30 protein-coding genes are annotated in these 25,113 nt (G+C 68.3%); 23 read left to right on the top strand and 7 right to left on the bottom strand.

All coding sequences use genetic code 11. The annotated features are described in order from the left end of the window. Window positions 1-5: 5 nt before the first annotated feature. A complete protein-coding gene (locus RGD00_RS08480) occupies window positions 6-764 on the bottom strand; it encodes an SDR family NAD(P)-dependent oxidoreductase (RefSeq protein WP_310456881.1) in 759 nt (252 codons plus the stop codon). A 124-nt stretch (window positions 765-888) separates the two neighbouring features. Between RGD00_RS08480 and RGD00_RS08475 the strand changes: the two genes are divergently transcribed. Beyond that, window positions 889-1,635: a GntR family transcriptional regulator gene (locus tag RGD00_RS08475; protein ID WP_310456880.1), complete on the top strand. Its 747-nt coding sequence runs from the start codon at window positions 889-891 to the stop codon at window positions 1,633-1,635. Next, on the top strand, window positions 1,632-2,246 hold the full coding sequence (locus RGD00_RS08470) for a glutathione S-transferase family protein (protein ID WP_310456879.1): 615 nt from the start codon (window positions 1,632-1,634) through the stop codon (window positions 2,244-2,246). Before RGD00_RS08475 ends, RGD00_RS08470 begins: the two co-directional genes overlap by 4 nt. Here RGD00_RS08470 and RGD00_RS08465 read toward each other — a convergent pair. After that, on the bottom strand, window positions 2,243-2,680 hold the full coding sequence (locus tag RGD00_RS08465; RefSeq protein ID WP_310456878.1) for an NUDIX hydrolase: 438 nt from the start codon (window positions 2,678-2,680) through the stop codon (window positions 2,243-2,245). The genes RGD00_RS08470 and RGD00_RS08465 overlap by 4 nt on opposite strands. Window positions 2,681-2,755: 75 nt before the next feature. Here RGD00_RS08465 and hslO point away from each other — a divergent pair, with 75 nt between their 5' ends. The 7 genes from hslO to RGD00_RS08430 all read left to right on the top strand — a co-directional run bounded on the left by hslO (window position 2,756) and on the right by RGD00_RS08430 (window position 11,023). Further along, a complete protein-coding gene (hslO, locus tag RGD00_RS08460; RefSeq protein WP_310456877.1) occupies window positions 2,756-3,733 on the top strand; it encodes an Hsp33 family molecular chaperone HslO in 978 nt (325 codons plus the stop codon). Beyond that, on the top strand, window positions 3,730-4,332 hold the full coding sequence (locus RGD00_RS08455; protein ID WP_310456876.1) for a CoA pyrophosphatase: 603 nt from the start codon (window positions 3,730-3,732) through the stop codon (window positions 4,330-4,332). The genes hslO and RGD00_RS08455 overlap by 4 nt, the downstream gene beginning before the upstream one ends. Then, the gene (locus RGD00_RS08450; RefSeq protein ID WP_310456875.1) at window positions 4,329-5,468 is read left to right on the top strand and encodes a CCA tRNA nucleotidyltransferase; all 1,140 of its coding nucleotides are present in this window, start codon (window positions 4,329-4,331) and stop codon (window positions 5,466-5,468) included. The genes RGD00_RS08455 and RGD00_RS08450 overlap by 4 nt, the downstream gene beginning before the upstream one ends. A 67-nt stretch (window positions 5,469-5,535) precedes the next feature. Continuing rightward, entirely contained in the window at window positions 5,536-7,377 is a 1,842-nt protein-coding gene (locus RGD00_RS08445) for an ABC transporter ATP-binding protein (RefSeq protein ID WP_310456874.1), read from the top strand. Then, a complete protein-coding gene (locus RGD00_RS08440; protein WP_310456873.1) occupies window positions 7,374-9,215 on the top strand; it encodes an ABC transporter ATP-binding protein in 1,842 nt (613 codons plus the stop codon). Before RGD00_RS08445 ends, RGD00_RS08440 begins: the two co-directional genes overlap by 4 nt. After that, on the top strand, window positions 9,212-10,429 hold the full coding sequence (locus RGD00_RS08435; protein ID WP_310456872.1) for a class I SAM-dependent RNA methyltransferase: 1,218 nt from the start codon (window positions 9,212-9,214) through the stop codon (window positions 10,427-10,429). Before RGD00_RS08440 ends, RGD00_RS08435 begins: the two co-directional genes overlap by 4 nt. Window positions 10,430-10,519: 90 nt before the next feature. After that, the gene (locus tag RGD00_RS08430) at window positions 10,520-11,023 is read left to right on the top strand and encodes a L,D-transpeptidase family protein (protein ID WP_310456871.1); all 504 of its coding nucleotides are present in this window, start codon (window positions 10,520-10,522) and stop codon (window positions 11,021-11,023) included. Between the two features lie 55 nt (window positions 11,024-11,078). On the opposite strand, the gene dalA is transcribed toward RGD00_RS08430, so the two are convergent. Next, complete coding sequence (gene dalA, locus RGD00_RS08425; RefSeq protein WP_310456870.1) at window positions 11,079-11,588, bottom strand: divisome-associated lipoprotein DalA; 510 nt, start codon at window positions 11,586-11,588, stop codon at window positions 11,079-11,081. Between the two features lie 190 nt (window positions 11,589-11,778). Here dalA and RGD00_RS08420 point away from each other — a divergent pair, with 190 nt between their 5' ends. Both RGD00_RS08420 and RGD00_RS08415 read left to right on the top strand, forming a co-directional pair. Next, window positions 11,779-12,384, top strand: coding sequence for a L,D-transpeptidase (locus RGD00_RS08420; protein WP_310456869.1), 606 nt, complete (start codon window positions 11,779-11,781; stop codon window positions 12,382-12,384). 143 nt (window positions 12,385-12,527) lie between these two features. Then, the gene (locus tag RGD00_RS08415; protein ID WP_310456868.1) at window positions 12,528-12,710 is read left to right on the top strand and encodes a hypothetical protein; all 183 of its coding nucleotides are present in this window, start codon (window positions 12,528-12,530) and stop codon (window positions 12,708-12,710) included. A 97-nt stretch (window positions 12,711-12,807) separates the two neighbouring features. Here the strand turns inward: RGD00_RS08415 and hemH are convergent, their stop codons facing one another. Then, entirely contained in the window at window positions 12,808-13,869 is a 1,062-nt protein-coding gene (hemH, locus tag RGD00_RS08410; RefSeq protein WP_310456867.1) for a ferrochelatase, read from the bottom strand. Window positions 13,870-13,925: 56 nt separating this feature from the next. Continuing rightward, complete coding sequence (locus RGD00_RS08405) at window positions 13,926-14,768, bottom strand: methyltransferase domain-containing protein (protein WP_310456866.1); 843 nt, start codon at window positions 14,766-14,768, stop codon at window positions 13,926-13,928. A 25-nt stretch (window positions 14,769-14,793) separates the two neighbouring features. On the opposite strand from RGD00_RS08405, the gene RGD00_RS08400 reads away from it, so the two are divergent. The 5 genes from RGD00_RS08400 (at window position 14,794) to RGD00_RS08380 (ending at window position 18,231) form a co-directional block, all read left to right on the top strand. Next, entirely contained in the window at window positions 14,794-15,519 is a 726-nt protein-coding gene (locus RGD00_RS08400) for a double zinc ribbon domain-containing protein (protein WP_310456865.1), read from the top strand. 36 nt (window positions 15,520-15,555) lie between these two features. Continuing rightward, complete coding sequence (gene grxC, locus RGD00_RS08395) at window positions 15,556-15,813, top strand: glutaredoxin 3 (RefSeq protein ID WP_310456864.1); 258 nt, start codon at window positions 15,556-15,558, stop codon at window positions 15,811-15,813. A 3-nt stretch (window positions 15,814-15,816) separates the two neighbouring features. Then, window positions 15,817-16,647, top strand: coding sequence for a carbon-nitrogen hydrolase family protein (locus tag RGD00_RS08390; protein WP_310456863.1), 831 nt, complete (start codon window positions 15,817-15,819; stop codon window positions 16,645-16,647). After that, window positions 16,644-17,102 (top strand): MarR family winged helix-turn-helix transcriptional regulator, encoded by a 459-nt coding sequence (locus RGD00_RS08385; protein WP_310456862.1) that lies wholly within the window; start codon window positions 16,644-16,646, stop codon window positions 17,100-17,102. Before RGD00_RS08390 ends, RGD00_RS08385 begins: the two co-directional genes overlap by 4 nt. A 64-nt stretch (window positions 17,103-17,166) precedes the next feature. After that, complete coding sequence (locus tag RGD00_RS08380; RefSeq protein ID WP_310456861.1) at window positions 17,167-18,231, top strand: calcium-binding protein; 1,065 nt, start codon at window positions 17,167-17,169, stop codon at window positions 18,229-18,231. Window positions 18,232-18,249: 18 nt separating this feature from the next. On the opposite strand, the gene ubiG is transcribed toward RGD00_RS08380, so the two are convergent. Continuing rightward, on the bottom strand, window positions 18,250-18,999 hold the full coding sequence (gene ubiG / locus RGD00_RS08375) for a bifunctional 2-polyprenyl-6-hydroxyphenol methylase/3-demethylubiquinol 3-O-methyltransferase UbiG (RefSeq protein ID WP_310456860.1): 750 nt from the start codon (window positions 18,997-18,999) through the stop codon (window positions 18,250-18,252). 60 nt (window positions 19,000-19,059) lie between these two features. Here ubiG and pip point away from each other — a divergent pair, with 60 nt between their 5' ends. The 6 genes from pip (at window position 19,060) to RGD00_RS08345 (ending at window position 23,002) form a co-directional block, all read left to right on the top strand. Beyond that, complete coding sequence (pip, locus tag RGD00_RS08370) at window positions 19,060-20,043, top strand: prolyl aminopeptidase (RefSeq protein WP_310456859.1); 984 nt, start codon at window positions 19,060-19,062, stop codon at window positions 20,041-20,043. Next, the gene (locus RGD00_RS08365; protein WP_310456858.1) at window positions 20,040-20,915 is read left to right on the top strand and encodes a carbon-nitrogen hydrolase family protein; all 876 of its coding nucleotides are present in this window, start codon (window positions 20,040-20,042) and stop codon (window positions 20,913-20,915) included. The genes pip and RGD00_RS08365 overlap by 4 nt, the downstream gene beginning before the upstream one ends. Before the next feature lie 96 nt (window positions 20,916-21,011). Continuing rightward, the gene (infA, locus tag RGD00_RS08360) at window positions 21,012-21,230 is read left to right on the top strand and encodes a translation initiation factor IF-1 (protein ID WP_021097168.1); all 219 of its coding nucleotides are present in this window, start codon (window positions 21,012-21,014) and stop codon (window positions 21,228-21,230) included. A gap of 1 nt (window position 21,231) precedes the next feature. Beyond that, the gene (locus RGD00_RS08355) at window positions 21,232-21,810 is read left to right on the top strand and encodes a Maf family protein (protein ID WP_310456857.1); all 579 of its coding nucleotides are present in this window, start codon (window positions 21,232-21,234) and stop codon (window positions 21,808-21,810) included. Further along, the gene (locus RGD00_RS08350; protein WP_310456856.1) at window positions 21,807-22,844 is read left to right on the top strand and encodes a ribonuclease E/G; all 1,038 of its coding nucleotides are present in this window, start codon (window positions 21,807-21,809) and stop codon (window positions 22,842-22,844) included. Before RGD00_RS08355 ends, RGD00_RS08350 begins: the two co-directional genes overlap by 4 nt. Next, complete coding sequence (locus RGD00_RS08345; RefSeq protein ID WP_310456855.1) at window positions 22,841-23,002, top strand: DNA gyrase inhibitor YacG; 162 nt, start codon at window positions 22,841-22,843, stop codon at window positions 23,000-23,002. Before RGD00_RS08350 ends, RGD00_RS08345 begins: the two co-directional genes overlap by 4 nt. 55 nt (window positions 23,003-23,057) lie before the next feature. On the opposite strand, the gene RGD00_RS08340 is transcribed toward RGD00_RS08345, so the two are convergent. Next, a complete protein-coding gene (locus tag RGD00_RS08340) occupies window positions 23,058-24,272 on the bottom strand; it encodes an MFS transporter (protein ID WP_310456854.1) in 1,215 nt (404 codons plus the stop codon). Between the two features lie 213 nt (window positions 24,273-24,485). On the opposite strand from RGD00_RS08340, the gene rimP reads away from it, so the two are divergent. Then, window positions 24,486-25,112 (top strand): ribosome maturation factor RimP, encoded by a 627-nt coding sequence (gene rimP, locus RGD00_RS08335; RefSeq protein ID WP_310456853.1) that lies wholly within the window; start codon window positions 24,486-24,488, stop codon window positions 25,110-25,112. Window position 25,113 lies beyond the last annotated feature (1 nt).

The raw sequence follows: 25,113 nt of genomic DNA, 5'->3' as shown, positions 1-25,113 counted from the left end.
CGGTGTCATTGCATGCGGTAGCCACCATTCACGTCGATGACTGCGCCGGTAATATAAGCCGCATCGCGGCCCATCAGGAAAGCAACGGCGCCCGCCACGTCCTCGGGCGTGCCGATGCGGTTGAGCGGGATGTTCGCTGCGGCCATGGCGTCGTTTTCCGGGGCCAGCGACTGACGCAGCATCGGCGCGTCGATCAGCCCGGGGGCGACGGCGTTCACGGTGATGCCCAGATGCGCGGATTCGCGGGCGCCGGCCTTGACCAGCGCCAGCACCGCCCCCTTGGACGCGATATAGGCGGCGCTGGACCGATAGCCGCCAAGCTGCGCCGCGACAGAGGCGAAACCGACGAAACGGCCGTTCGCGACCTGCCGTCCCGCCGCGTCGCGCAGGTATTCGCGCAGCAGAAGGAAGGTGCCGGTGGAATTCACGTTCTGCGTCAGGTTCCAGTCGTCCAGCGTGATCTCGGTGATGGGCGGGCGCTCGCCGTTGGCGGCGAACAGCAGGATCCCGGCGGCGGCGACCACCTGGTCGATGGGGGCGCCCAGATCGCGCGCCTCGGCAAAGGCGGCGCGGACGGCGGATTCGTCTGCGACATCAAGCCCGATTGCGCGATGGCCCTGCCCCGGCAGACTGGACACGATTCGTTCCGCCGCATCGCGCGAAAGATCGGCTGCGAGGATGCGAAAACCATCAGCGGCAAGGCGTTTGCCGACAAACGCACCAATACCACCGGCGGCGCCGGTGACGAGACAGGCTCCAGACATGGGTTGACGGCTCCTCCTTCTTCGTTGTGAATGCAATGAACACATTTTGTCGCACATTGCAAAAAGAATCTGCCCTTGATACATGTTTTGGATCCAATCAACAAAAATGAATCAGGGGGGAAACTTGGCCGAGCCTCACACCAGCACGGAACTGGCGACCGAGCGTCTGCGCGAGGCGATCCTGAGCGGAGAGCTGCTTCCGGGCGACAAGTTGCGGCAGGACCGGCTGGCGGAAATGCTGGGAACCTCGCGCACGCCCCTGCGGGCGGCGCTGACGACATTGGCCCAGACCGGGCTCGTATCCTACGAAAGCAACCGCGGCTTCTTTGTGCGCGAATTCTCGTTCTCAGAGGTCGAGGGCGCCTTCGAGGTGCGCGCGGAACTGGAGGCGATGGCCTGCCGACTGGCCGCCGGTAACATGACCGATGCCGCCCGCCGCCATCTGGCCGATCTGGTGGCAGAGGGCGACCGGCTTCTGGAGCCGGGCGAGTTGCTGCCGGAAAAACTGCCGGAATACAGGCGGATGAACGTGAATTTCCACACCGCCGTGATGCGCCTTTCCGGCAATTCCTGGATCACCACCTGCGTGCAGCAGTTGCACAATGTGCCCGCGGCCTCGGATCGCGTCATCATGTGGCGCGACTTCCGGGTCATCCTGCGGTCGCACGACGACCATCACCGCATCGCCCGCGCGCTGTCCAAGGGGCAGGGCGAACGCGCCGCGGGGATCATGCGCGAACACATCACCTTCGCGCTGGAACACCTGCATCTGCAGATGCAGCTTTACCCGCAGGATTTCCTGCGCATGCCCAACCTCGAAGAACCTGTCCGGGCCCGGCCGGCCCGCAACCGAAGGAATACCGCCGCATGACGATCCGCCTGTTCTTTTCCCCCGCCTCGCCCTTCGTGCGCAAGGTGATGGTCGCCGCGCTGGAACGCGGGGTAGAGATCGAAAAGCTGCCCTCGGCCGCCTGGCCGGTGAAGCGCGACCCGAACATCGTGCGGCACAATTCCACCGGCAAGGTGCCCTGCCTGCTGCTGGAGGACGACAGCCCCGTGTTCGACAGCCGGGTGATCACGGCCTATGTCGATTCGGTCGGCACCACGGGGGAAACGATCTATCCGCAGGACACCCGCCGCTTCACCGTGCTGACGGTCGAGGCGCTTGGCGACGGCATTCTGGAGGCCGCGCTGCTGCACCGTTACGAAAACGTGCTGCGGCCCGAGGACAAGCGGTGGGACGATTGGGCCCGCGGGCAGATGGAAAAGGTGGATTCGGGTCTGGATGATCTGGAAGGCCGCTGGTTCGCCGCGATTTCCGACGGGTTCAATGCGGGCAGCATCGCCGCGGCCTGCGCGCTCGGCTATCTCGATTTCCGTTTTGCCGACAAGGATTGGCGCAGTGGCCGTCCCCGGCTGGCGGACTGGTTCGCGCAGGTTTCTGCCCGGCCCTCGATGCAGGCGACGCTGCCCTCGGCCTAGGCCAGCAGACGGCGCAGGAAATGCCTGTCGCCGTCATTGCCCAGAAGCCCCACCGCGGTTCCGATCGGCGCCCAGATCGCGCGGTGGCCCGGCTCGCTCGGCGGACCCAGCCGCGCGACAGGGCGGGCAAGATAGACGGTGCACAGCTTTTCCGCCCAGAGATCGTATTCCGGCATGTAGGTGAACCGCCGGAACGCGCCGAGCCGCCGGGTGACGGCCATCGACCACCCGGTTTCCTCGCGCACCTCGCGGTGCAGCGCGGGCAGGGCCTGTTCGCCCGGGTCGATCCCGCCGCCGGGCAACTGGAATTCCGGCACCGGCGCCGATTGGTGCGTCAACAGCACGTCGCGCCCGCGCAGCAGCACCGCATAGACCCCCGGCCTGCGCCGATAGCGGATGCCGCTTTGCGGGCTGTCGCCGAATCGCCGGATCATGGGGCCCTCTTGGAGTGCGCGTTGCCGTGGCTATATAGTGCGGATATGCCAAGACGTGGCACACAAGGAAACCCCATGACCATCGGATCGCAGATCGCCTGGGACGATACCGTCCTGCCCTTTCAGCTTGACCGCGCCGACATCCGCGGCCGCGTCGCGCGGCTGGACGGCGCGCTGGACCAGATCCTGGGCCAGCACGACTACCCACCCGCCATCGAGGCGCTGGTGGCAGAGGCCGCGTTGCTGACCGCGCTGATCGGCCAGATGATCAAGCTGCGCTGGAAGCTGTCGTTGCAGATCCGCGGCAATGGCGCGGCGCGGCTGATCGCGACCGATTATTACGGCCCCGGCGATGACGGTGCGCCGGCGCGGATCCGGGCCTATGCCAGCTATGACGCCGACCGGCTGGACCCGGATATGCCCGCCTTCGACCAGATCGGCGAGGGCTTCTTTGCCATCCTGATCGACCAGGGCCCCGGCACGCTGCCCTATCAGGGCATCACGCCCATCGCCGGCGGGTCGCTTTCCGCCTGTGCAGAGACGTATTTCGCCCAGTCCGAACAGCTGCCGACCCGCTTTGCGCTGTCCCACGGGCGGGCCGAGGGCTGGCGGGCCGGGGGCGTGATGGTGCAGCACATGCCCAAGGCCTCGCCCTTTGCCCAGGGCGGCGGGTCGGGGGATGGGGGGTTGCTGGCGGCGGACGACATCGTGCACGGGGACGACCGTGAAAACTGGACCCGCGTGAACCTGCTGCTGGATACGGTGGATGCCGAGGAACTGATCGGCCCCGAGGTGCAGCCGACCGACCTGCTGATCCGGCTGTTCCACGAGGAAGGCGCGCGGGTGTTCGACGCGCGGCAGGTGCGCTTCGGGTGCAGCTGTTCCGAAGACAAGGTGCGCAATTCGCTGTCCATCTATTCGGCCAAGGACATCGCCACCATGACCACCGATGACGGCGTGGTGACAGCGGATTGCCAGTTCTGCGGCGCGCATTACGAACTCGACCCCCGCACCGTGGGGTTCGAGGCCGAGGGCGCAGAGGGCCGGCCATGAACGACGGGGCCGAGGTCGGACGGCTGCGCAAGGCGCTGGCCGGGCCGATGCCGGCCTCGTCGGATTTCGACCTGAACCCGGGCGTGCAGCTTGACCCCGGCCGGGTGCTGCGGCCCGCGGCGGTGCTGATCGGCCTGCTGCCCGGCCCGGCGGGGATGGAACTGGTGCTGACCAAGCGGTCCTCGCGCCTGCGTCACCATCCCGGCCAGATCGCCCTTCCCGGCGGCAAGATCGACGCCGGCGACGGCTCGCCCGAGGCCGCGGCGCTGCGCGAGGCCGAGGAGGAAGTGGGGCTGGATCGCAGGACGGTCGACCTGCTGGGGCAGTTGCCGCCGCATGAGACCGTGACGGGCTATCGCATCACCCCTGTCGTGGGCGTGATCCGCGCGCCCTTCGCCCCCGTGCCCGAGGCGGGCGAGGTGGACGAGGTGTTCCGCGTGCCCTTTGCCCATGTCGCCGATCCCGGGCGGTACAGGGTCGAGCGGCGGCAGTGGCTGGGGGCATGGCGCAACTATTACGCCGTGCCCTGGGGGCCCTATTACATCTGGGGGGCGACGGCGCGGATCTTGCGGGGGCTGGCCGAACGGGTGCAGGCGTGAGGATCGGCGGCGACTGGCTGACCCGCCCGGAAACGCAGGCCGTTTGCGCCATGCTGACCGGGGCGGGGCACCGGGCGTTGTTCGTGGGCGGCTGTGTGCGCAACGCGATCTTCGGCGTGGCGGTGGCGGATGTGGATATCGCCACCGATGCGCGGCCGGAAACCGTCACTGTTCTGGCCGAAAAGGCCGGGTTGCGGCCGGTGCCGACAGGGATCGCCCACGGCACCGTGACAGTGGTGTCCGGCGGGATCCCGCATGAGGTGACGACCTTCCGCCGCGATGTGGAAACCTTCGGCCGCCATGCCACGGTGGCCTTTGCCGATGATGTGGAACAGGATGCCGCCCGGCGCGATTTCACCATGAACGCGCTTTACGCCACGCCCGACGGTGAGGTGCTGGACCCGTTGGGGGGCTTGCCCGACGCTCTGGCCCGACGCGTGCGGTTCGCGGGCGATGCCGAGGCCCGGATTGCCGAAGATTACCTGCGCATCCTGCGCTTTTTCCGCTTTCACGCCTGGTATGGCGATCCGCAAGGCGGGCTGGACCCTGACGGGCTGGCCGCCTGCGCCGCGCTTTCAGCCGGAATAGAGACGCTTTCGCGCGAACGCATCGGGCAGGAAATGCGCAAGCTGCTGTCCGCCCCGGACCCTGCGCCTTCGGTCGCCGCGATGGCGCAGGCGGGGGTTCTGGCGCGGGTTCTGCCGGGGGCGGATGCGCGGGCTTTGCCGGTTCTGGTGCATCTGGAAGGCACCCTGCACCCCCGCTGGCTGCGCCGTCTGGCGGTGGTCGGGGGCGAGGCCGGGGGGCTGCGCCTGTCGCGGGCCGAAATGGCGGCGATAGAGACGATCCGGCGCGGGATCGATTCCATGCAGGGCCCGGCGGAACTCGGCTATCGCCATGGCGCGGATCTGGCGGCGGACATCGTGCTGGCCCGTGCCGCGCTGACCGGCGCCCCCCCGCCCGGGGGGTGGCAGGCTGACACCGCGCGCGGGGCCGCGGCGGTGTTTCCCCTGCGCGGGGGCGATCTTGCGGCGCGGGGTTTCAGCGGCCCCGATCTGGGCGCGGCGCTGCGGGCGGCAGAGGCGCGGTGGCTGCAATCGGGCTTTACACTGTCGCGCGAGGATCTGCTGCCCTGACCGCCCGGCGGTTCCCCTTTGCGGGGCGGGGCGCTATATGCGGTGGACAGCGCGAAAGGATGCCCCCTTGTTCCGGTTCTTCGAAGGGCTCGTCGATCCCTACACCGCCTATCCCGAAACCGACGCGCCGCCGCAGCGGCTGTGGCCTTTCCTGCGCGCCTATGCAGTGCCCTTCCGGCGGGTGTTCGTGGCGACCGGCATCGTGTCGATCATGGTCGCCACGGTCGAACTGGGGCTGATCTGGTATCTGGGCCGGGTGGTGGACCTGCTGGGTTCCGACGCGCCGGGCACGGTGTGGGATACCCATGGAGCCGAACTGATCCTTGCCGCCGCCTTCATCCTGCTGATCCGGCCCGCGTTGCAGGGGCTGGACGTGCTGTTGCTGAACAACGCGATCCTGCCGAATTTCGGCACGCTGATCCGCTGGCGCGCGCATCGGCAGGTGCTGCGCCAGTCGGTGGGCTGGTTCGAGAACGATTTCGCCGGCCGCATCGCCAACCGCATCATGCAGACCCCGCCCGCCGCGGGGGATGCGGTGTTCCAGGTGTTCGACGCCATCGCCTTTTCCATCGCCTATCTTGTCGGTGCGGCGGTGGTGCTGGCGGGGGCCGACCTGCGGCTGATGCTGCCGCTGCTGGCCTGGCTGGTGCTGTACGGGTTTCTGGTGCGCTGGACGGTGAGGCGCGTGGGCCCGGCCTCGCAGGCCAGCGCCGATGCCCGCAGCGCCGTGACGGGCCGGGTGGTGGACAGTTACGCCAACATCCATTCCGTCAAGATGTTCGCCCATCACGACCGCGAAATCGCCTATGCGAAAGAGGCGATCGAGACGACGCGGCAGACCTTCGCGCGCGAAATGCGCATTTTCACCACGATGGATGTGGCGCTGGTCACGCTCAACGGTCTCTTGATCGTCGCGGTGGTGGGCTGGGCGCTGGCGCTGTGGATGCAGGGCGCGGCGAGCGTGGGGGCGGTGGCGGCGGCCTCGGCGCTGGTGCTGCGGCTCAATGCGATGACCGGCTGGATCATGTGGGCGCTGACGTCGTTCTTCCGCGCGCTCGGGATCGTGGCGGAAGGGATGCAGACCATCGCGCAGCCGATCACGCTGACCGACGCGCCCGATGCCCGCCCGCTGGATTTCCGCGAAGGGCGGATAGAGATCGAGGGGCTGACCCATCACTACGGCCGCCCCTCCGGCGGGCTGCAGGGGGTGACGCTGGCGATCCGGCCGGGCGAAAAGGTGGGCGTGGTCGGCCGGTCGGGGGCGGGCAAGTCGACGCTGGTGAAGCTGCTGTTGCGGTTCTATGACGCCGAGGCGGGCCGGATCCTGATCGACGGGCAGGATATCCGCGCCGTCACGCAGGACAGCCTGCGCGCCAAAATCGGCATGGTTCAGCAGGATTCGAGCCTGTTGCACCGTTCCGTCCGCGACAACATCCTCTATGGCCGGCCCGATGCGACCGAGGCGGAGGTGATCGCCGCCGCCAAGCGGGCAGAGGCGCAAGACTTCATCCTGACGCTGGAGGATCCGCAGGGCCGCAAGGGCTATGACGCGCATGTGGGCGAGCGGGGGGTCAAGCTGTCGGGCGGCCAGCGGCAGCGGGTGGCGCTGGCGCGGGTGATGCTGAAGGACGCGCCGGTGCTGGTGCTGGACGAGGCGACATCGGCCTTGGACAGCGAGGTCGAGGCGGCGATCCAGGACACGCTGTACCGTGTGATGGAGGGCAAGACGGTGATCGCCATCGCGCACCGGCTGTCCACCATCGCGGCGATGGACCGGATCGTGGTGCTGGATGACGGCCGCATCGCCGAAGAGGGCAGCCATGCCGAACTGCTGGCGCGCGGCGGGCTTTATGCGCGGTTCTGGGCGCATCAATCCGGCGGTTTCCTGGGAACGGAGGACGCGGCATGAGGCGCCCCGCCGACTGGATCGAGGCCTTCCGCCCGGCTGACGGGCCCCCGCCGCGGCGGCTGCTGGCGTTTTTCGGCTGGGGTCTGTCGGGGGCCTGGCCCGCGCTGGCGTTGGCGACCGCGGTATCGGCCGCGGGCGGGGTGATGGAGGTGCTGTCGGCGCTGGTCCTGGGGGCGGTGATCGACGCGACCACAAGCGGCACGGCAGAAGGGTTTTTCGTCACCAACCTTGCCCTTTTGCTGCTGTCGACGGCCTTTTACCTGATCCTGCGGCCGCTGGTGTTCGCCGCGTCTTCCGCCGCGAACTCTGTCATCATCGGGCCGAATGTCTTGCCGCTGGTCCTGTCGCGGCTGCATCGCTGGACCATGGGCCAGTCCGTCACCTATTTCGACAATGATTTCGCGGGCCGGATCGCGCAGAAACAGATGCAGACCGCCCGCGCGATGACGGAAAGCGTGGTCGAGATCATCAACGTGGTCGCCTTCGCGCTGGCCTCGCTGGTGGGGTCGGCGGTGTTCCTGCTGGCGGTGGACGTGCGGGTGGCGGCGGCGCTGGCGGTGTGGCTGGTGGCCTATCTGGCGCTGATCCAGTTCTTCATGCCGCGCATCCGGCGGCGGTCGGGCGCGCGGGCGGCGGCGCGGGCGATGCTGACCGGGCAGGTGGTGGATACGATCACCAACATCAAGACGGTCAAGCTGTTCGCCCATGTCGATCACGAGGACCGCGCGGCGCTGGACACGATGCAGGTCTACCGGGCGCGGGCACGGGAATTCGGCTCTATCTCTGCGGTTTTCCGGCTGGCGCTGCTGGCGCTGGCGGGGGTTCTGCCGGTGGTGCTGATCGGCGGCATGCTGTGGTTGTGGACGCAAGGCGCCGCCACGCCGGGCGACATTGCGGCGGCGGGGGCGGTGGCGATCCGCATCGCGCAGATGACCGGCTGGGTGTCCATGTCGCTGATGGGCATCTATGCCAGTATCGGCGAGGTCGAGGACGGCATGCGCACGCTGGCCGCGCCCCACCTGCTGACCGACGCGCCCGATGCGGTGGATATCGGCCGCGCGCAGGGGGACATCCGCTTTGACGATGTGAGTTTCGCTTATGGCCGGGGCGAAGGCGGCCTGCGGGACATCACGTTACACGTGAAACAGGGCGAGCGTCTGGGGATCGTCGGGGCCTCGGGTGCCGGGAAATCGACGCTGGTGGCGCTGCTGTTGCGGCTCTATGACACCGAAAAGGGGCGCGTCCTGCTGGATGGCCACGATGTGCGGCAGGTCACGCAGGCCAGCCTGCGGCGGCAGATCGGCATGGTCACGCAGGAAACCGCGCTGTTCAACCGTTCGGCGCGGGAAAACATCCTCTACGGCCGCCCGGATGCGACCGAGGCGGAGGTGATCGCGGCGGCGAAGGCGGCCGAGGCGCATGCGTTCATTCTGGGCCTGCATGACCACCTTGGCCACAGGGGTTACGACGCGCAACTGGGCGAGCGGGGGGTCAAGCTGTCGGGCGGCCAGCGCCAGCGGATCGCGCTGGCGCGCGCGTTCCTGAAGGACGCCCCCGTGCTGGTGCTGGACGAGGCGACATCGGCGCTGGACAGCGAGGTCGAGGCGCAGATCCAGGATGCCCTGCTGCGGGTGATGGAGGGCAAGACCGTGCTGGCCGTCGCGCACCGCCTGTCCACCATCGCCGCGATGGACCGCATCATCGTGCTGGATCAGGGCCGTATCGCCGAACAGGGCAGCCATGCCGAATTGCTAGCGCAGGGGGGGCTTTACGCCCGCTACTGGTCGCGGCAATCGGGGGGCTTCATCGACCCCGATACGGCAGAGGCGGCGGAATGATCGTGACCATCGAAAGGCTGGGCCATCTGGGCGACGGCATCGCGCCCGGCCCCGTCTATGTGCCCGGCATGTTGCCCGGCGAGGTGGTGGAGGGAGAGTTGGAAGGCTCTACCCTTGCCAAACCGCGGATCCTCGCACCCTCGCCGCAGCGGGTGAAGCCGCCCTGCGCCCATGCCCGCACCTGCGGCGGTTGTGCGTTGCAGCATGCGTCGGACGATTTCGTCGCGGGCTGGAAACAGGCGGTGGTCGAGGCCGCGCTGGCCGGGCAGGGGCTGTCTGCGCCGTTCCGGCCCATCGTCACCTCGCCGCCCCGGTCGCGACGGCGCGCGACGCTGTCGGCGCGGCGGACGAAGGTGGGGGTGACGGTGGGGTTTCATGCGCGCGGGTCGGACATGCTGGTCGCTGTGCCCGACTGCCGGCTGCTGCATCCCGATCTGATCGCGACCTTCCCGGCAGTGGCGACGATCACCGAGGCGGGCGGGTCGCGCAAGGGGGAACTGACGCTGACCGTGACGCGCAGCCTGACGGGGCCGGATATCGCCGTGGCCGGGGGCAAGGCGCTGGATGCGTCACTGCGTCAGCAGATTGCGGCACTGGCGGAGGCCCACGGGATCGCCCGCCTGACATGGGACGGCGAGCCCGTCGCCCTGCGCGTGCCCCCGGTGGTGGCCTTCGACGGCATCCGCGTCACCCCGCCGCCGGGCGCCTTCCTTCAGGCGACCGAGGCGGGCGAAGCCGCCCTGCGCGACGCGGTGGCCGAGGCCGTGGGGGGTGCGCGGCGGGTGGTGGATCTTTTCGCCGGTTGCGGCACCTTCGCCCTGCCGCTGGCCCGGCAGGCAGAGGTCCACGCGGTGGAGGGCGAGGCCGCGCTGACCGGGGCGCTGGCGCAGGGCTGGCGGCAGGCCGAGGGGCTGAAGCGCGTCACGACAGAGACGCGCGACCTGTTCCGCCGCCCGCTGGTGGCCGAAGACCTGCGCGGTTTCGACGCCGCGGTGATCGACCCGCCCCGCGCCGGGGCAGAGGCGCAGACCCGCATGCTGGCCGAATCCGGGCCGCCCCGCATCGCCGCCGTATCCTGCAACCCCGTCACCTTTGCCCGCGATGCGGCGGTTCTGGTGGCGGCGGGCTATCGGCTGGACTGGGTGCAGGTGGTGGACCAGTTCCGCTGGTCCACCCATGTGGAGCTTGTGGCCTGCCTGACACGCACCCCCTGAACCCGCCGGCCCCCGGGCCGCAGGGATTGAGCGGGGCCGCGTTTTTCGCTATTTTCGTCCCAAAATACCGAGGGGCAGGACAACAGGCTTATGTGGTTCTTCAGGGTGCTTCTGGTGCTGGCGGTGGCCTTTGGTCTGACCGCCTGCGGTTCGGGCAAGTTCAAACGCTATCACGGGCCAGAGGTCACGCGGATCGAGGTGCATAAAAGCGCCCGGCGCATGTATCTGCTGCACCATAACGAGGTGCTGAAAAGCTATCGCATCGGGCTCGGCTCCAACCCCGTGGGCCACAAGCAGCGCGAGGGCGACGGCCGCACGCCCGAAGGCATCTATTTCATCGACCGGCAGAACCCCAACAGCAACTTCCACCTGTCGGTGGGGATTTCCTATCCCCGGCCCGTGGATGTCGAGGTCGCGCGGGCGGCAGGCGTCTCGCCGGGGGGCGACATCTTCATCCATGGCCGCGCGGGCAAGCATACCGCCCGGGGCCGCGGCGTGGACTGGACGGATGGTTGCATCGCCGTCACCGACCGCGAGATGGAAGAGATCTATTCGATGGTGCGCCTCAGCACCCCGGTGGTGATCTATCCCTGAACCCGGCGCGCGCGGCCCCGGGGCCCCGGGGGCGTCCGCCCCCGGCCCTGCCGGATCAGCCGCCGGTCAGCAGCGTCCACCAGATCTTGCCGTTCGGTTCCTGGTAATAGGCAAAACCCAGATCCCGCGCCTCGGGTTGCAGCAGGATCGTGCGGGTGTCTGGGTCCTTGGTCCAGGCGGCGAGCGTTTCCAGTTCCGTCTCGTAGGTTTCCGAGATCAGTTCGCCCAGCATCATGCCCGGATAGCCCGCGCGCCTGACCCGGTCCAGCGGCGACGACCCGTCGGATCCGAAATGCCACGGCCGGTTCTGCACCGACATGTCGCGCGAATGCGTCGCGGCGGCGGCGTTGAGTTCGGCGTTCAGCTGCAGCGGCCCCGCTGCCCGCGCCCGGCGCAGCGCGTTGACCGAATCAAGCACCCGAAGCTGGATCTTGCCGGTTTCAGCCGGGGACAGCTTGTAAAGCTGCGGCAGCGGCTTGCCATCCGAGCCAAGCTGAACGGCAGGCGCGGCGCAGGCCGTCAGGGCAAGCGCGCCGCACAGCGCGATGGCGAGGGAACGTCTCATCTGGGGTCATCCGTGTTGTCCCGGTTGGCCCTGCATTACAGCAAGCGGGGGGCGGGATCAAATCCGGGGCGGTACACGCTTTGGTCAGTTTGGCGCCGCGTTGCCGATGACGGCGCTTTGAATTGCGAAAAGCCTGCAAGGGGCGTAAACGGACAGCTTGTATTCGATGACGCAGGAAAGGGTTCCTGACATGAGCAGTTCGCAAAAGCCCGGGATCAACCGGCGCGGGTTCCTGGCCGGCAGCGCGGTGGCGATGGGCACGCTGGCCATGCCCGCGCTGGCGCAGACCAACGGCACCACGGAAATGGAATCGCAGGTCGACGGTCTGGTGCGCCGCAACATTTCCAGCTTCCGCTCGCTGGACTGGCGGCCCTATTTCAGCGACACCCGCAAGGGGGCGATCCTGGTCGACACCACCTCGCGCGCGCTGCATTTCTGGTCGGAAGACCAGTCGATCTACAAGCTCTATCCCACCTCGGTGCCGCTGACCGAGGATCTGACGCGCCGGGGCCGGACAGAGGTCGTGCAGAAGGTGGTCAACCCATCCTGGCGCCCGACGCCGGCGATGAAGCTACGCAATCCCGAATGGCCCGATGTGGTGCCCGGCGGGTCGCCGGAAAACCCCATGGGGGTGCGCGCGCTTTATCTGTCGTGGACCTATTACCGGATTCACGGCACCCATGACACGCGCAAGATCGGCCGCAGATCTTCCAATGGTTGCGTGGGCTTGTACAACGAACATATCCTCGAACTTTACGATCTGGCCCAAGTCGGCACGCAGGTGTTGCTGATTTGACAACGCCGCGTTTCGGCGCGGCAACATGGGTTTTCCCCAGTTGCCTTTTCTTTCGGGCGATGCTTAGAAGCAGATACGAGGTACACTTTCGCGCCTGTTGCCGCCCTCTGCAACCTCGGTGGCAGGTCCTATTGGAGGTCAAGATGAAGAAAGTCGCTCTTGCTGCCGCTCTGTCGCTTGCGGCGTCGTCGGCGTTCGCTGGTGGTCTGGTTCAACCGCAGGTCGAGCCCCCGGTCGTCCAGGCTCAGACCAGCTCGTCGGCCAGCGGCGTGATCGTTCCGCTGATCCTGCTGGTGGCCGTGGCTGCCGCGGCTGCCGCGAACTGAGAACGGTCCCAAAGGGCCGAATTCGGGCGCCGGTCTTCCGGCGCCCTTCTTTTTTGTTTGTCCTGCATCCGGCACGGATCGGAATTCGGCTTCGTGCCTAGCGCGCCGGGTCCAGCCATCCGGCCAGATTGTCCTCGATCACCTGTACCAGGGCCGCGATATGCGCGGGCTGGTCGTTGAGGCAGGGGATATAGGTGAAATGCTCGCCCCCGGCGTGGCGGAACGCCTCCTGGATCTCGCCCTGGATTTCCTCCAGCGTCTCGATGCAGTCGGCGGAAAAGGCCGGCGCGATGACGGCGATGTTCTTCTTTCCCGCCTTCGCCAGTTCGGCCACATGTTCGACCGTGTAGGGGCGCAGCCATTCCTCGCGCCCGAAGACGGACTGGAAGGTGGTGTCGATGTCGCCTGCCGCCCATCCAAGCCGTTCGCGCAACAGGCGCGAGGTTTTCTGGCATTTGCAGTGATAGGGGTCGCCCTGCATCAGGTATCGCTGCGGCATCCCGTGGTAGGACGCCACCAGCACATCCGGCCGCGCGGGCAGCGCCGCATAGGCGGTTTCCACCGATTGCGCCAGCGCCTCGATATAGAGGGGATGTTCGAAGTAATCCGGCACCGTGCGCGCCGCGGGCTGCGCCGGTTCCCGCATCAGCGCGCGGAAAAACTGGTCGTTGGCGGTGGCGGTCGTCGCGCCCGCGTATTGCGGATAAAGCGGGAAGAACAGCACCTTGTCGCATCCCGCGGCGACCATCTGCCGCACCTTGTCGAAGGTCGAGGGGTTGCCGTAGCGCATGCAGAAATCGACCATCACGTCGTCGCCGTAACGGTCCGCCAGCGCCGCCGCGATCGCCTCTGTCTGGGACCGGGTGATCGTCATCAGCGGGCTTTCGTTCTTTTCGGTGTTCCAGATCAGCCGGTAGTTCGCGCCGGAACTGAAGGGCCGCTTGGTCAGGATGATCAGCTGCAACAGCGGCTGCCATTTCCACGACGGCAGGTCGATCACCCTTTTGTCCGACAGGAATTCGTTCAGGTAACGCCGCATCGACCAGTAGTCGGGGCTGTCCGGCGTGCCCAGATTGGCCAGCAGCACGCCGACCCTGCGCCGGGGCACCTTGGGGTGGCTCGCGGGGGCGTGGGGCGGGGTCTGGGGGGTGTCGGGCATCGGTACTCCTGTTGGCGCGGGGCCTCGGGCCCGAGATAGGCGGAATCTCGCCGCGGTCAATCCTCGGGTTTCGCGGGGCTTTCGGGCAGCGGCCGTTCCACCGTGCGCAGCGCATCGGCCAGACGGTGGGTGGCCGACCCGGGGCGCAGCGGTTTCGGCTGGCTGTCGTCGGGCGCCCATCCGGTGAGGAAGATCATCTCGAACGTCGCGGCGACGCGGCCATCCTCGGCGGGGAAATTCTCGGCATGGATGCGCGCGGCCTCGGCGAACAGCGCGCGGGGGGCAAAGCGGCGGGGCCGGGCGGCAAGGGCGCTGGTTTCGCCCATCGCGCGCAGGTCGCGCATCAGGTGGAAGGCGCTGGCATAGCTTGTGCGCTGCATCAGCGCATCGGCCACCGGCAGCGCCAGCCCCCCGCGCTGCAACAGCGCGCCAAGGTCGCGGATTTCCCCCATCGGCAGCACCCGGGGCGACAGGCCCCCGGTCAGGCGCGATTCGGCCTCGGCCAGGCTCGCGCGCAGTTCGGCCAGCGTCTGGCCCCCGAACAGCACCGCGAGGAACAGCCCGTCCGGGCGCAGCGCGCGGCGGCATTGCACGATCTGGCCCACCGGGTCGTTGGCCCAGTGCAGGCAGAGCGCATGGATCACCAGATCATGCGCCCCCGGTTCCAGCGCCAGCACATCCGCATCCGGCACGATGCGCGCGCCGGGCAGGCGCGGGGCCCAGACCTGCGGAAAAGGGCTCACCACGGCGGGGGCCGTAAACCTTTTGTTAACGTCGAGCAGTCTCTCCTGCACCTCGTCGGCGGCGAGGTCTTGCAGGAACATCGCCGGCGCGCGCAGGGCGCGGGCGCGGTGGCGGGAAAGGGCCTGGGTGTCGGTCAGCCGGGGCGGGTTCTGCATGATGGCCGGACCATAGGAGGGTGCGATGGGAATGCAAGCGGTGTTGCAGATGATCTACCCGCCGCAATGCCTGTCCTGCGATGCTTTCGTGACCAGCGATTTCGGCCTGTGCAGCCGGTGCTGGCGCGATACGCCCTTCATCGCGGGCGTGGTCTGCGACGGCTGCGGCCAGCCGCTGCCGGGGGGCGAGGACGGCGGCGGGCCGCTCTATTGCGACGACTGCCTGCGCATCCCCCGGCCCTGGGCGCGGGGGCGGGCGGCGCTGGTCTATCGCGACAACGGGCGCGGGCTGGTGCTGGCGCTGAAACACGGCGACCGGCTGGACCTTGCCCGCCCCGCCGCCGGGTGGCTGGCGCGGGCGGGGGCGGCGATCCTGCGGCCCGACATGCTGGTGGCGCCGGTGCCGGTGCACTGGACGCGGCTGGTGCGGCGGCGGTTCAACCAGGCGGCGGTGCTGTCGGGGGCGCTGGCCCGTGCGCAGGGGTTGGACCATATCCCCGACCTTCTGCACCGCACCCGCCGCACCCCCAGCCAGGACGGCCGCGACCGCGAGGCGCGGTTCATCAACATGGCCGGCGCGATCCACGTCACCCCCCGCCACCGGGACCGGGTGCAGGGCCGCCATGTGCTGGTGGTGGACGATGTGTTCACATCCGGCGCGACGCTGGCCGCGGCGGCAGAGGCGGCGCTGGCGGCCGGCGCGGCGGAGGTTTCGGTTCTGGCGCTCGCGCGCGTTGCGAAAGAGGTTTGAATCCCTATAGTCGTGCCCGACCCAGGGGATGATGCGATGAAACCTGTCGAAATCTATACCACGCCGTTCTGCGGCTATTGCCACGCGGCCAAGCGGTTGCTGACCCGCAAGGGGGTCGCCTTCACCGAAATCGACGTATCCGCCGACCCCGGCCTGCGCACGGCGATGGTTCAGCGGGCGCACGGGCGGCGCACGGTGCCGCAGATCTTTGTCGGTGACGTGCATGTGGGCGGCAGCGACGACCTGCACGCGCTGGATGCCACCGGCAAGCTCGACCCGCTGCTGGCGGACTAGGCGATGCGCGCGGGGCTGGTGCAGATGACGGTGGGCGACGATCCGGCGGAGAACCTGCCGGAAACCATCGCGCTGATCCGCGCGGCGGCAGAGGGCGGGGCGGTCTTTGTGCTGACGCCGGAATGCACCAATGCGCTGTCCACCAGCCGCAGCCACCAGCGCGCGGTGTTCCGGCACGAAGGCGACGACCCCACGCTGGCCGCCCTGCGGGCAGAGGCCGCGCGGGCGGGGGTCTGGCTGCTGGCCGGCTCGCTCGGCCTGCTGACCGACGACCCGGGCGGGCGGTTCGCCAACCGCAGCGTCCTGATCGGCCCCGATGGCGCGGTGGCGGCGCGGTACGACAAGATCCACATGTTCGACGTGAACGTGACGGATACCGAGGTGTTCCGCGAATCGGCGGGCTATCGCCCCGGGACGCGGGCGGTGCTGGCGCAAACGCCGTTCGGCCGGGTGGGGATGACGGTCTGTTATGACCTGCGGTTCCCGCATCTCTATCGTCATCTGGCAAAGGCGGGGGCCGATATCCTGACGGTGCCTTCGGCCTTCAACCACATCACCGGGCAGGCGCATTGGGAGGTGCTGTTGCGCGCCCGCGCGATCGAGACCGGGTGTTTCGTGCTGGCCCCCGCACAGACCGGCTTTCACGCCGAACGCGCCGGCAAGGGGCGGCGGACATGGGGCCATTCGCTGGTCGTCGCGCCCTGGGGCGAGGTGCTGGCGGATGCGGGCACCGAACCGGGGGTGATCTTCGCCGATCTGGATCTGGCAGAGGTCGCCCGCGCCCGGGGCCGCGTGCCCGCCCTGACCCATGACCGCCCGTTCGAGGGACCATGAGCCCCCACCGCCCCCTCGACCGGGTAGAGGACATCGCCATCACCCTGTTCGGTGAGCTGTTCATGGCCGACCAGCTGGCGCGCAACCGGCTGTCCAAGGCGCTGCCCCGGGGGATGGAACTGTCGCATTTCAGCGTGCTGAACCACCTTTCCCGCACGCAGGAGGAACGCACCCCCGCGCAACTGGCCCGTGCGTTCCACGTGACGCGCGGGGCGATGACCAACACGCTGTCGCGGCTGGAATGGGCGGGCCATATCCACATCCGCCCCGATTGGGACGACGCCCGGCGCAAGTTCGTGTCGATCAGCCCCGCGGGCCGGATGGCGCGGGATGCGGCGGTGCAGGCAATCGTGCCGATGCTTGCCGATGCGGTGAATGCGATCGGGATGGACCGTATCCGCGCGGTAATCCCGGTCCTGCGCGATCTGCGCACTCGGTTCGGGGACGGGGATTGATCGACGTCAATGTGAACACAAGCCGGCAGTGATAAAATAGCGGCATTCAGGGAAAGGAAAGCCCATGCACGCTATCCAGAACGATACCGGAACCATCTTTGACGCCCCCGGCGCCCATGTACAGATCTGGGGCTATGATCCGCTCACGTTCGATCCGGTCCTGCTGTCCAGCCACGCCACGCTTCAGGCTGCGCTGGACGCGGCCGAGGCGGGCCAGCGCGTCGTGGTGAACGACGCTTCGGTGCCGGTCGAGACCGCCGTGGTCAGCGTCGGCCAGCTGATCGTCGAGGCGCCCGCAGGCGTGACGGTGCGGCTGACGCTGGCGGACCCGGCGATGTATCTGTCGCTGGCCGGTGAGGCCCGGTTTCAGGTGACCGGCGGACCGGGGTCCAACATGATCTTCGGGGCGCTTGGCAACGATACGATCAACGGCGGCGGCGGTCACGATTTTCTGGAAGGCTTTATCGGCAACGACGTACTGCATGGCGGTGCGGGAAACGACACGCTGCTTGGCATGGATGGCAACGATACGATCTGGGGCGGTATCGGCCATGACGAGATCATGGGCGACAACGGCCGGGACCGGCTGTCCGGCGACGCCGGCAACGACACGATCTGGGGCGGCGCGGGCATCGACACGCTGTCGGGTGGCGATGGTGCCGATCTTCTGTATGGCGATGGCGGCAACGACCTGATTTCGGGCGATGGCGGGGCGGATGCGCTGTATGGCGGCGGCGGGAACGACACGCTCGATGGTGGTTTCGGGGCGGACCGGCTGTTCGGCGGTGCGGGCAATGACGTGCTGATCGGCGGGCGTGGCACCGACACGATGCTGGGGGGCGCAGGGACGGACAGGTTCGTCTTTACCTCTGCGGCGGATACGGGCGTGGGCGCCGCCGCCGATGTGATCCGCGAGTTCCAGTCCGGTATCGATGTGATCGACCTGTCGGCCGTGGCGTCGGGGCTGCACTTCATCGGTGCCGCGGCCTTCACGGGCGTGGCGGGCGAGGTACGCTATGCCAATGGCCGCGTGGGCATCGACCTTGACGGCGACCGGATCGCGGATGCGGAAATCAGGATGCAGGGCGCGCCGGTGGTGGTGGCGGGCGATTTCGACGTTATCCTGTGATCGCGGCCGGGCGCGGGGTCAGCCCCCGCGCCTGATGCTGGCGGTGACGTAGTTCACCGAAAGGTCGCGGTCCGACAGCGACCAGCCCCAAGTCACCGGGTTGAACACCATCCCCTTGCGGTCCACCGGGTCCAGCCCCGCGCGGCGCAGCAGGCCGGCCAGTTCATCGGGCGTGATGAACTTGGCCCAGTCATGCGTGCCGCGCGGCAGCCAGCGCATCACCCATTCCGCCCCGACGATGGCCATCATGAAGCTTTTCGCATTGCGGTTGAGGGTGGAACAGACCATCAGCCCGCCGGGTTTCAGCAACTCCCGGCAGGCGGTCAGGAAGGCCAGCGGATCGGGGACGTGTTCGACCACCTCCATGTTCAGCACCACGTCGAACCGTTCGCCGGCGGCGGCCAGCGATTCCGCCGTGGTGTGGCGATAGTCGATGGCAAGGCCCGACTGTTCGGCATGCAGGCGCGCCACGGGAAGGTTGCGTTCCGCCGCATCCGCGCCCACCACATCGGCCCCCAACCGCGCCATCGGTTCCGCCAGCAAGCCCCCGCCACAGCCGATGTCCAGCAGCCGCAGCCCGGCGAAAGGCGCGGGCGCGCGCAGGTCGCGGTCGAATTCCGCCGCGATCTGGCGGGTGATGTAGTCCAGCCGGCAGGGGTTGAGCATGTGCAGCGGCTTGAACTTGCCGTTCGGGTCCCACCATTCGGCGGCCATCGCCTCGAACTTGGCGATTTCGGCCGGGTCGACGGTCTGGCCTGTGTCCGTCATCGCGTCCTCCTCGTGGCTTTGCCCGTGGCGGGGCGGGTCTGGCGCGTTATATAGGGGGTCATGGACAGGACGTCAGGACAAAAACGCGCAGTCGAGTTCCTTTACCCGCCGCTGGAGCCTTTCGACCAGCGGATGGTAGAGGTCGGCGACGGCCACCGCATCTATGTGGAACAATGCGGCCATCCGCAGGGCGTGCCGGTGGTGGTGCTGCATGGCGGGCCGGGGGGCGGGTGCAGCCCGGTGATGCGGCGCTATTTCGACCCTGCGCATTACCGCATCATCCTGTTCGACCAGCGCGGCTGCGGCCGGTCCCGCCCGCATGCCAGCGTCGAGGCGAACACCACCTGGCATCTGGTCCGCGACATAGAGGTGATCCGCACCCTTCTGGGCATCGACCGCTGGATCGTCTTCGGCGGCAGCTGGGGCGCGACGCTGGCGCTGGTCTATGGCATCACCCACCCCGACCGCGTGGCGCATCTGGTGTTGCGCGGTGTGTTCCTGATGACGCGGGCCGAACTCGACTGGTTCTATGGCGGCGGAGCGGGGGTGTTCTTTCCCGACGAATGGGCGCGGTTCATCGCCCCGATCCCGGAAGGGGAACGGGGCGACCTGATCGCCGCCTATCACCGCCGGCTCTTTTCCGGCGACATGATGGAGGAGATGCGGTTCGGCCGTGTCTGGTCCGCCTGGGAAAACGCACTGGCGGCGATTGCGGTGCATGGCCCGGTGGGCGAGGGACCGTCGGAATACGCCCGCGCCTTCGCCCGGCTGGAAAACCACTATTTCACCCATGGCGGGTTTCTGGATCATGATGGCTGGATCCTTGCCAACCGCCACCGGCTGGCGGACGTGCCCGCGACCGTGGTGCAGGGGCGCTATGACATGATCTGCCCGCCCCTATCGGCGTGGAAGCTGGTCGAGGGCTGGCGGCGCGCCGATCTGCGCATGGTGCCGATGGCGGGGCATGCGCTGTCGGAACCGGGGATCAGCGCGGAACTGGTTCGGGTGATGCACTGCCTGCAAAGCCCGCGGGCCTGGGCATGAGGATCGCCGCCGCCGCCTATCCGCTGGACTGGTTCGACGATTGGGGCGCCTATGCCGCCAAGCTGTCGGATTGGGTCGCGCGTGCCGCGGCGCAGGGGGCCGACCTGCTGGTGTTCCCCGAATACGGCGCGATGGAACTGGCGAGCCTCGGCGGCGCGGCCGTCGCCGCCGATCTGGAGGCCGCGCTGCACGAGGCCGCCCGCCACCGCGACGCGGTGGACGATCTGCACCTGACACTGGCGCGGCGGCATGGGGTGCATATCCTCGGCGCCTCGGGCCCGGTCTGGGCGGGGGGTGCGCGGCCGGTGAACCGGGCGGTGCTGTACGGGCCGGGGGGCATCGTCGGCCATCAGGACAAGCAGATCATGACCCGGTTCGAGCGTGAGGACTGGGATGTGACCCCCGGCGGGCCGCTGGCGGTATTCGATACCGCCGTGGGGCGGATCGGGGTGCTGATCTGCTACGACAGCGAATTTCCCCTGCTGGCGCGGCATCTGGCGGAATCGGGGGCGGAAATCCTGCTGGTGCCGTCCTGCACCGATTCGGTCGCGGGGTTCACCCGGGTGCGGGTGGGGGCGATGGCGCGGGCGCTGGAAAACCAGTGCGTGGTGGTGCAGGCGCCCACGGTGGGGCCCTGCGCGTGGTGCCCGGCGGTGGATGAAAACCATGGCCGCGCCGCGATCTATGGGCCGCCCGACCGCGGCTGGCCCGAAACCGGCATCCTGACGGAAACGCCAATGGATGCGCCGGGTTGGGCGATTGCCGATGTGTCGATGGACGCGGTGGCAGAGGTGCGGCGGGATGGCGGGGTGCTGAACCTGCGCCACTGGCCCGAACAGGCGGGGCGGATTGCCGCCGGCGGGGCGGGGTGATCACGTTTTCGCGCATTTGCCCTTGAAAACCTGCGCGGTTGCGCGCATTTACTGTGCGCCTGCGGTTCCCGCGGGCCGTTTTGCGTTGGAGTGGACATGGCCAAGGAAGAACTGCTCGAATTCCCGGGTGTCGTGAAGGAACTCCTGCCCAATGCGACGTTTCGGGTCGAGCTGGAAAACGGCCATGAGATCATCGCACATACGGCGGGAAAGATGCGGAAGAACCGGATCCGCGTGCTGGCGGGCGACCGCGTGCAGGTGGAAATGACGCCCTATGATCTGACCAAGGGCCGGATCAACTATCGCTTCAAGTAAGATGCGGCTCATCCTCGGGTCCGCAAGCCCGCGCCGGAAGGAGCTTCTGGCGCAGATCGGCGTCGTGCCCGATGCCATCCTGCCCCCCGACATCGACGAGGATCCGCAGCGGGGCGAACTGCCGCGGCCCTATTGCCTGCGGCTGGCGCGGGAAAAGGCGCTGGCGGTGGATGCCGGCCCCGACGATGTGGTGCTGTGCGCCGATACCACGGTGGCGTTGGGCCGCCGGATCCTCGGCAAGCCGCGCAACGCGGGCGAGGCGGCGGCGTTTCTGGTCGCGCTCGGCGGGCGGCGGCATTCCGTGATCACGGCGGTGGCGGTGCGGCGGGGCGAGCGGCTGTGGCTGCGCGAGGTGGTGACGGCGGTCAAGATGAAGCGGCTGTCGGATGTCGAACTGAACGCCTATCTTTCCAGCGGCGAATGGCAGGGCAAGGCCGGCGGCTATGCCATTCAGGGGCTGGCGGGGGCCTTTGTCCCGTGGATTTCGGGGTCATTCACCGGGGTCGTGGGCCTGCCGGTGGCAGAAACCGCGGCGCTGCTGGCGGCGGCGGGCTGGCCCGTCCATGGGGGATGCGCATGAAGGGCCGGGTCGTGGCGCTGGACCAGATCGACGGGCGCGAGGCCGCGGCCCTGATCGTCGACGGCACCCTGGTGGATTTCCTGATCGACCCGCCGGGCGATGACGCGCTGACCCCCGGCGCGATCTGCCGGGGTATCGTGGACCGCCCGATGAAGGGCCAGGGCGGGGTGTTCGTCAAGCTGCCGGGCGGGTCGGGTTTCCTGAAACAGGTGTCGGGCCTCGCGCCGGGGCAGCGGGTGGTGGTGCAGGTGTCTGGCGTGGCCGAACCCGGCAAGGCCGTGCCGGTGTCGCTGCGCGTGCTGTTCAAAAGCCGCCATTGCATCGTGACCCCGGGGGCGCCGGGAATCAACATCTCGCGCCGTATCCGCGAAGAGGACCGGCGCGCGGTGCTGGAGGCTTTGGCGGCGGATGCGATGGCCGGTGCGGGCGAAGGCTTCGGTCTGATCCTGCGCTCGGTCGCGGAACATGCGGATGACGAGGACATCGCCGCCGACATCGCCGAAATGCGCGCGCTGGCAGAGGCGGTGATGGCCGATACCGCCGGCGGGCCGGAACTGCTGGTGGCCGCCGCGGGTGCGCATGAACTGGCGTGGCGCGAATGGGCCGACCCCGCGCCCGACGCGGTGGAGGAGGACGGCTTTGCCCCCCTCGGCGTGCACGAGATGCTGGACGACCTGCTGGACGCGGATGTGGCGCTGCCCGGCGGTGGCGGCATGGTGATCGAACCCACGCGCGCACTGGTGGCGGTGGATGTGAACACCGGCCCCGACACCTCGCCCGCCGCGGCGCTGAAGGTGAACGTGGCGGCGGCGCGCGATCTGCCGCGGCAGTTGCGGTTGCGGGGCCTTGGCGGGCAGGTGGTGGTGGATTTCGCCCCCATGTCCAAGAAGGACCGCGCGGTGCTGGATCAGGTGTTGCGCGGCGTGTTCAGGGCCGAAGGCGCAGAAACCAGCCTTGCGGGCTGGACGACGCTCGGCCTGTACGAATTGCAGCGCAAACGCGACCGCCAACCCCTGCGCGAGGCACTGGCATGACCTGCCCGATCTGCAAGAAACCCTCCGATCCGCAGTATCGGCCGTTCTGTTCCAGACGCTGCGCCGACATCGACCTCGGCCGCTGGCTGAACGGCAGCTATGTCATCCCCGTGCCGGAAACGGACGAGGACGAGACACCCCCGCGGGAAGAGGGCTGAGGCCGGACCGCCCAAAAATTTTCGGACGAAAATTTTTGGGCCCTTCCCCTGCGTTTCAGCCCACCCGGACCCATTCCGACCGACGGGGCAGGAATACCGTCAGCAGGCCGAGCGCGGGCAGCCAGCCGCAGATCTCGAACACCCGCACGATGCCCAGATGGTCGCCCATCACGCCCAAACCGGCGGCGGTCAGCCCGGCCATGCCGAACGACAGGCCGTAGAACACGCCCGACACCATCCCGATCCGCCCGGGCAGCAGGTTCTGCGCAAAGACGACGATCGCCGGGAACGACGCCGCCATCACCAGCCCGATCAGCACCGTCAGCACCCCGGTGCCCACCAGCCCGACATGCGGCAGCAACAGCGTCAGCGGCAGCACGCCGAGGATCGACACCCACATCACCGTCACATGCCCCAGCCGGTCGCCGAACGGCCCGCCGAACACCGTGCCCACCGCCGCCGCGGCCAGAAACACGAACAGCATGATCTGCGACTGCTGTGTGGAAAGCCCGAAGTTCTCGATCAGGTAGAAGGTATAGTAGTTGCCGAGCGCGGCCATATAGGCGGCCTTGGAAAACATCAGGAACGCCAGCACCACCAGCGCCACCGCCACCCGCCGCCGGGGCAGGGGCAGCGTGCGGTCGGCGGCCTGGCCGCGCGCGGCGGCGCGGACGATGCCCGCATACCAGCGGCTGACCCAGCTGAGCACGAGGATCGCCACCAGCGCCAGCACGCTGAACCACGCCACCGACCCGCGCCCCATCGGCACCACGATGAAGGCCGCCAGCAGCGGCCCGATGGCCGTGCCCACGTTGCCGCCCACCTGAAACACCGACTGCGCCATCCCGTAGCGCCCGCCGGAGGCCATCCGCGCCACCCGCGCCGATTCGGGGTGGAAGACCGACGACCCGAGCCCGATCATGCAGGCCCCCATCACCATCATCACATAGCTGTGCGCCAGCGCCAGCAGCAGCAGCCCGCAAAAGGTGGAGGCCATGGCGAAAGGCAGGCTCCACGGTTTCGGGTGGCGGTCGGTGTAGATCCCCACCACCGGCTGCAACAGCGATGCGGTGAACTGGAACACCAGCGTCAGCATGCCGATCTGCCAGTAATCCAGCGCGAATTCTTCCTTCAGCATCGGATAGATCGCCGACAGAAGCGACTGCATCACATCGTTCAGAAGGTGGCAGAGGCTCACCGCGAGGATGACGGAATAGGTGGCGGTTTGGGCTGTCTTCAGCCCCGGCCCCGTATTGGCGGCGATGGTCATCGGGAAAACTCCGATCCGGGATGACCCGCTTCAACCAGACGCCGCGGGAAAAGACCAGAGGCAGATGCGCTTTTCGGCAGACCCTTGCAAAACCGCCCCGCCGCGCGTATATCGCCATCAACAGCGGCGCTACGGGGTCCAAACCCGCAGCCCACCGGAGCTTGCGACGGGCCGCGTGGCCCGTTTTTTGTTTTTCGCCCTCAGGCAACCCAAATGACCGACCTTATCGCCAAGACCGCCATCGACCGGCGACTCGCGCAGATCGTCACGCCCACCATCGAGGGGATGGGCTATGAACTGGTGCGCATCCGCCTGATGGGGGGCAAGACGCGCATCCTCCAGATCATGGCCGACCGCCCCGACGGCGGCATCGACGTCGAGGATTGCGCCCGCATTTCCACCGCCGTCTCGGCGCTGCTGGATGTGGAAGACCCGATCGAGGACAACTATACCCTCGAAGTGTCCTCGCCCGGGATCGACCGGCCGCTGACGCGGCTGAAGGATTTCGACATGTGGCTGGGCTACGAGGCGCGGGTGGAAACGACCGAACTGATCGACGGCCGCCGCCGCTTCAAGGGGATCCTCGCGGGCACCGAAGGCGACGAGGTTCTCATCACGCTGGAAGAAGGCGGCGAGGACGTGACCATCGGCCTGCGCTTCGACTGGCTGTCGGATGCCAAGCTGATCCTGACGGACGAGCTGATCGCGGAAATGCTCCGCCAGCGCAAGGAATCGGGGGCCTTCGACGGCGCCGATATTGACGACGCGGCCTTCGACGGGCTGGAAACCGAAGACGACAGCGACGACGAGGGGGCCGAGACCCCCCGCACCAGGCACTGAC

This window comes from Ruixingdingia sedimenti (assembly GCF_031432425.1).
GTDB lineage: Bacteria > Pseudomonadota > Alphaproteobacteria > Rhodobacterales > Rhodobacteraceae > Ruixingdingia > Ruixingdingia sedimenti.
This window is presented reverse-complemented; position numbering and strand designations above follow the sequence as displayed.

Excerpts from the sequence above, each read along its gene's own strand:
- RGD00_RS08480 (WP_310456881.1), bottom strand. The coding sequence starts at position 764 with ATGTCTGGAGCCTGTCTCGTCACCGGCGCCGCCGGTGGTATTGGTGCG.
- RGD00_RS08470 (WP_310456879.1), top strand. The coding sequence starts at position 1,632 with ATGACGATCCGCCTGTTCTTTTCCCCCGCCTCGCCCTTCGTGCGCAAG.
- RGD00_RS08465 (WP_310456878.1), bottom strand. The coding sequence starts at position 2,680 with ATGATCCGGCGATTCGGCGACAGCCCGCAAAGCGGCATCCGCTATCGG.
- hslO (WP_310456877.1), top strand. The coding sequence starts at position 2,756 with ATGACCATCGGATCGCAGATCGCCTGGGACGATACCGTCCTGCCCTTT.
- RGD00_RS08455 (WP_310456876.1), top strand. The coding sequence starts at position 3,730 with ATGAACGACGGGGCCGAGGTCGGACGGCTGCGCAAGGCGCTGGCCGGG.
- RGD00_RS08440 (WP_310456873.1), top strand. The coding sequence starts at position 7,374 with ATGAGGCGCCCCGCCGACTGGATCGAGGCCTTCCGCCCGGCTGACGGG.
- RGD00_RS08435 (WP_310456872.1), top strand. The coding sequence starts at position 9,212 with ATGATCGTGACCATCGAAAGGCTGGGCCATCTGGGCGACGGCATCGCG.
- RGD00_RS08430 (WP_310456871.1), top strand. The coding sequence starts at position 10,520 with ATGTGGTTCTTCAGGGTGCTTCTGGTGCTGGCGGTGGCCTTTGGTCTG.
- dalA (WP_310456870.1), bottom strand. The coding sequence starts at position 11,588 with ATGAGACGTTCCCTCGCCATCGCGCTGTGCGGCGCGCTTGCCCTGACG.
- RGD00_RS08420 (WP_310456869.1), top strand. The coding sequence starts at position 11,779 with ATGAGCAGTTCGCAAAAGCCCGGGATCAACCGGCGCGGGTTCCTGGCC.
- RGD00_RS08415 (WP_310456868.1), top strand. The coding sequence starts at position 12,528 with ATGAAGAAAGTCGCTCTTGCTGCCGCTCTGTCGCTTGCGGCGTCGTCG.
- hemH (WP_310456867.1), bottom strand. The coding sequence starts at position 13,869 with ATGCCCGACACCCCCCAGACCCCGCCCCACGCCCCCGCGAGCCACCCC.
- RGD00_RS08405 (WP_310456866.1), bottom strand. The coding sequence starts at position 14,768 with ATGCAGAACCCGCCCCGGCTGACCGACACCCAGGCCCTTTCCCGCCAC.
- RGD00_RS08400 (WP_310456865.1), top strand. The coding sequence starts at position 14,794 with ATGGGAATGCAAGCGGTGTTGCAGATGATCTACCCGCCGCAATGCCTG.
- grxC (WP_310456864.1), top strand. The coding sequence starts at position 15,556 with ATGAAACCTGTCGAAATCTATACCACGCCGTTCTGCGGCTATTGCCAC.
- RGD00_RS08390 (WP_310456863.1), top strand. The coding sequence starts at position 15,817 with ATGCGCGCGGGGCTGGTGCAGATGACGGTGGGCGACGATCCGGCGGAG.
- RGD00_RS08385 (WP_310456862.1), top strand. The coding sequence starts at position 16,644 with ATGAGCCCCCACCGCCCCCTCGACCGGGTAGAGGACATCGCCATCACC.
- RGD00_RS08380 (WP_310456861.1), top strand. The coding sequence starts at position 17,167 with ATGCACGCTATCCAGAACGATACCGGAACCATCTTTGACGCCCCCGGC.
- ubiG (WP_310456860.1), bottom strand. The coding sequence starts at position 18,999 with ATGACGGACACAGGCCAGACCGTCGACCCGGCCGAAATCGCCAAGTTC.
- pip (WP_310456859.1), top strand. The coding sequence starts at position 19,060 with ATGGACAGGACGTCAGGACAAAAACGCGCAGTCGAGTTCCTTTACCCG.
- RGD00_RS08365 (WP_310456858.1), top strand. The coding sequence starts at position 20,040 with ATGAGGATCGCCGCCGCCGCCTATCCGCTGGACTGGTTCGACGATTGG.
- infA (WP_021097168.1), top strand. The coding sequence starts at position 21,012 with ATGGCCAAGGAAGAACTGCTCGAATTCCCGGGTGTCGTGAAGGAACTC.
- RGD00_RS08355 (WP_310456857.1), top strand. The coding sequence starts at position 21,232 with ATGCGGCTCATCCTCGGGTCCGCAAGCCCGCGCCGGAAGGAGCTTCTG.
- RGD00_RS08350 (WP_310456856.1), top strand. The coding sequence starts at position 21,807 with ATGAAGGGCCGGGTCGTGGCGCTGGACCAGATCGACGGGCGCGAGGCC.
- RGD00_RS08345 (WP_310456855.1), top strand. The coding sequence starts at position 22,841 with ATGACCTGCCCGATCTGCAAGAAACCCTCCGATCCGCAGTATCGGCCG.
- RGD00_RS08340 (WP_310456854.1), bottom strand. The coding sequence starts at position 24,272 with ATGACCATCGCCGCCAATACGGGGCCGGGGCTGAAGACAGCCCAAACC.
- rimP (WP_310456853.1), top strand. The coding sequence starts at position 24,486 with ATGACCGACCTTATCGCCAAGACCGCCATCGACCGGCGACTCGCGCAG.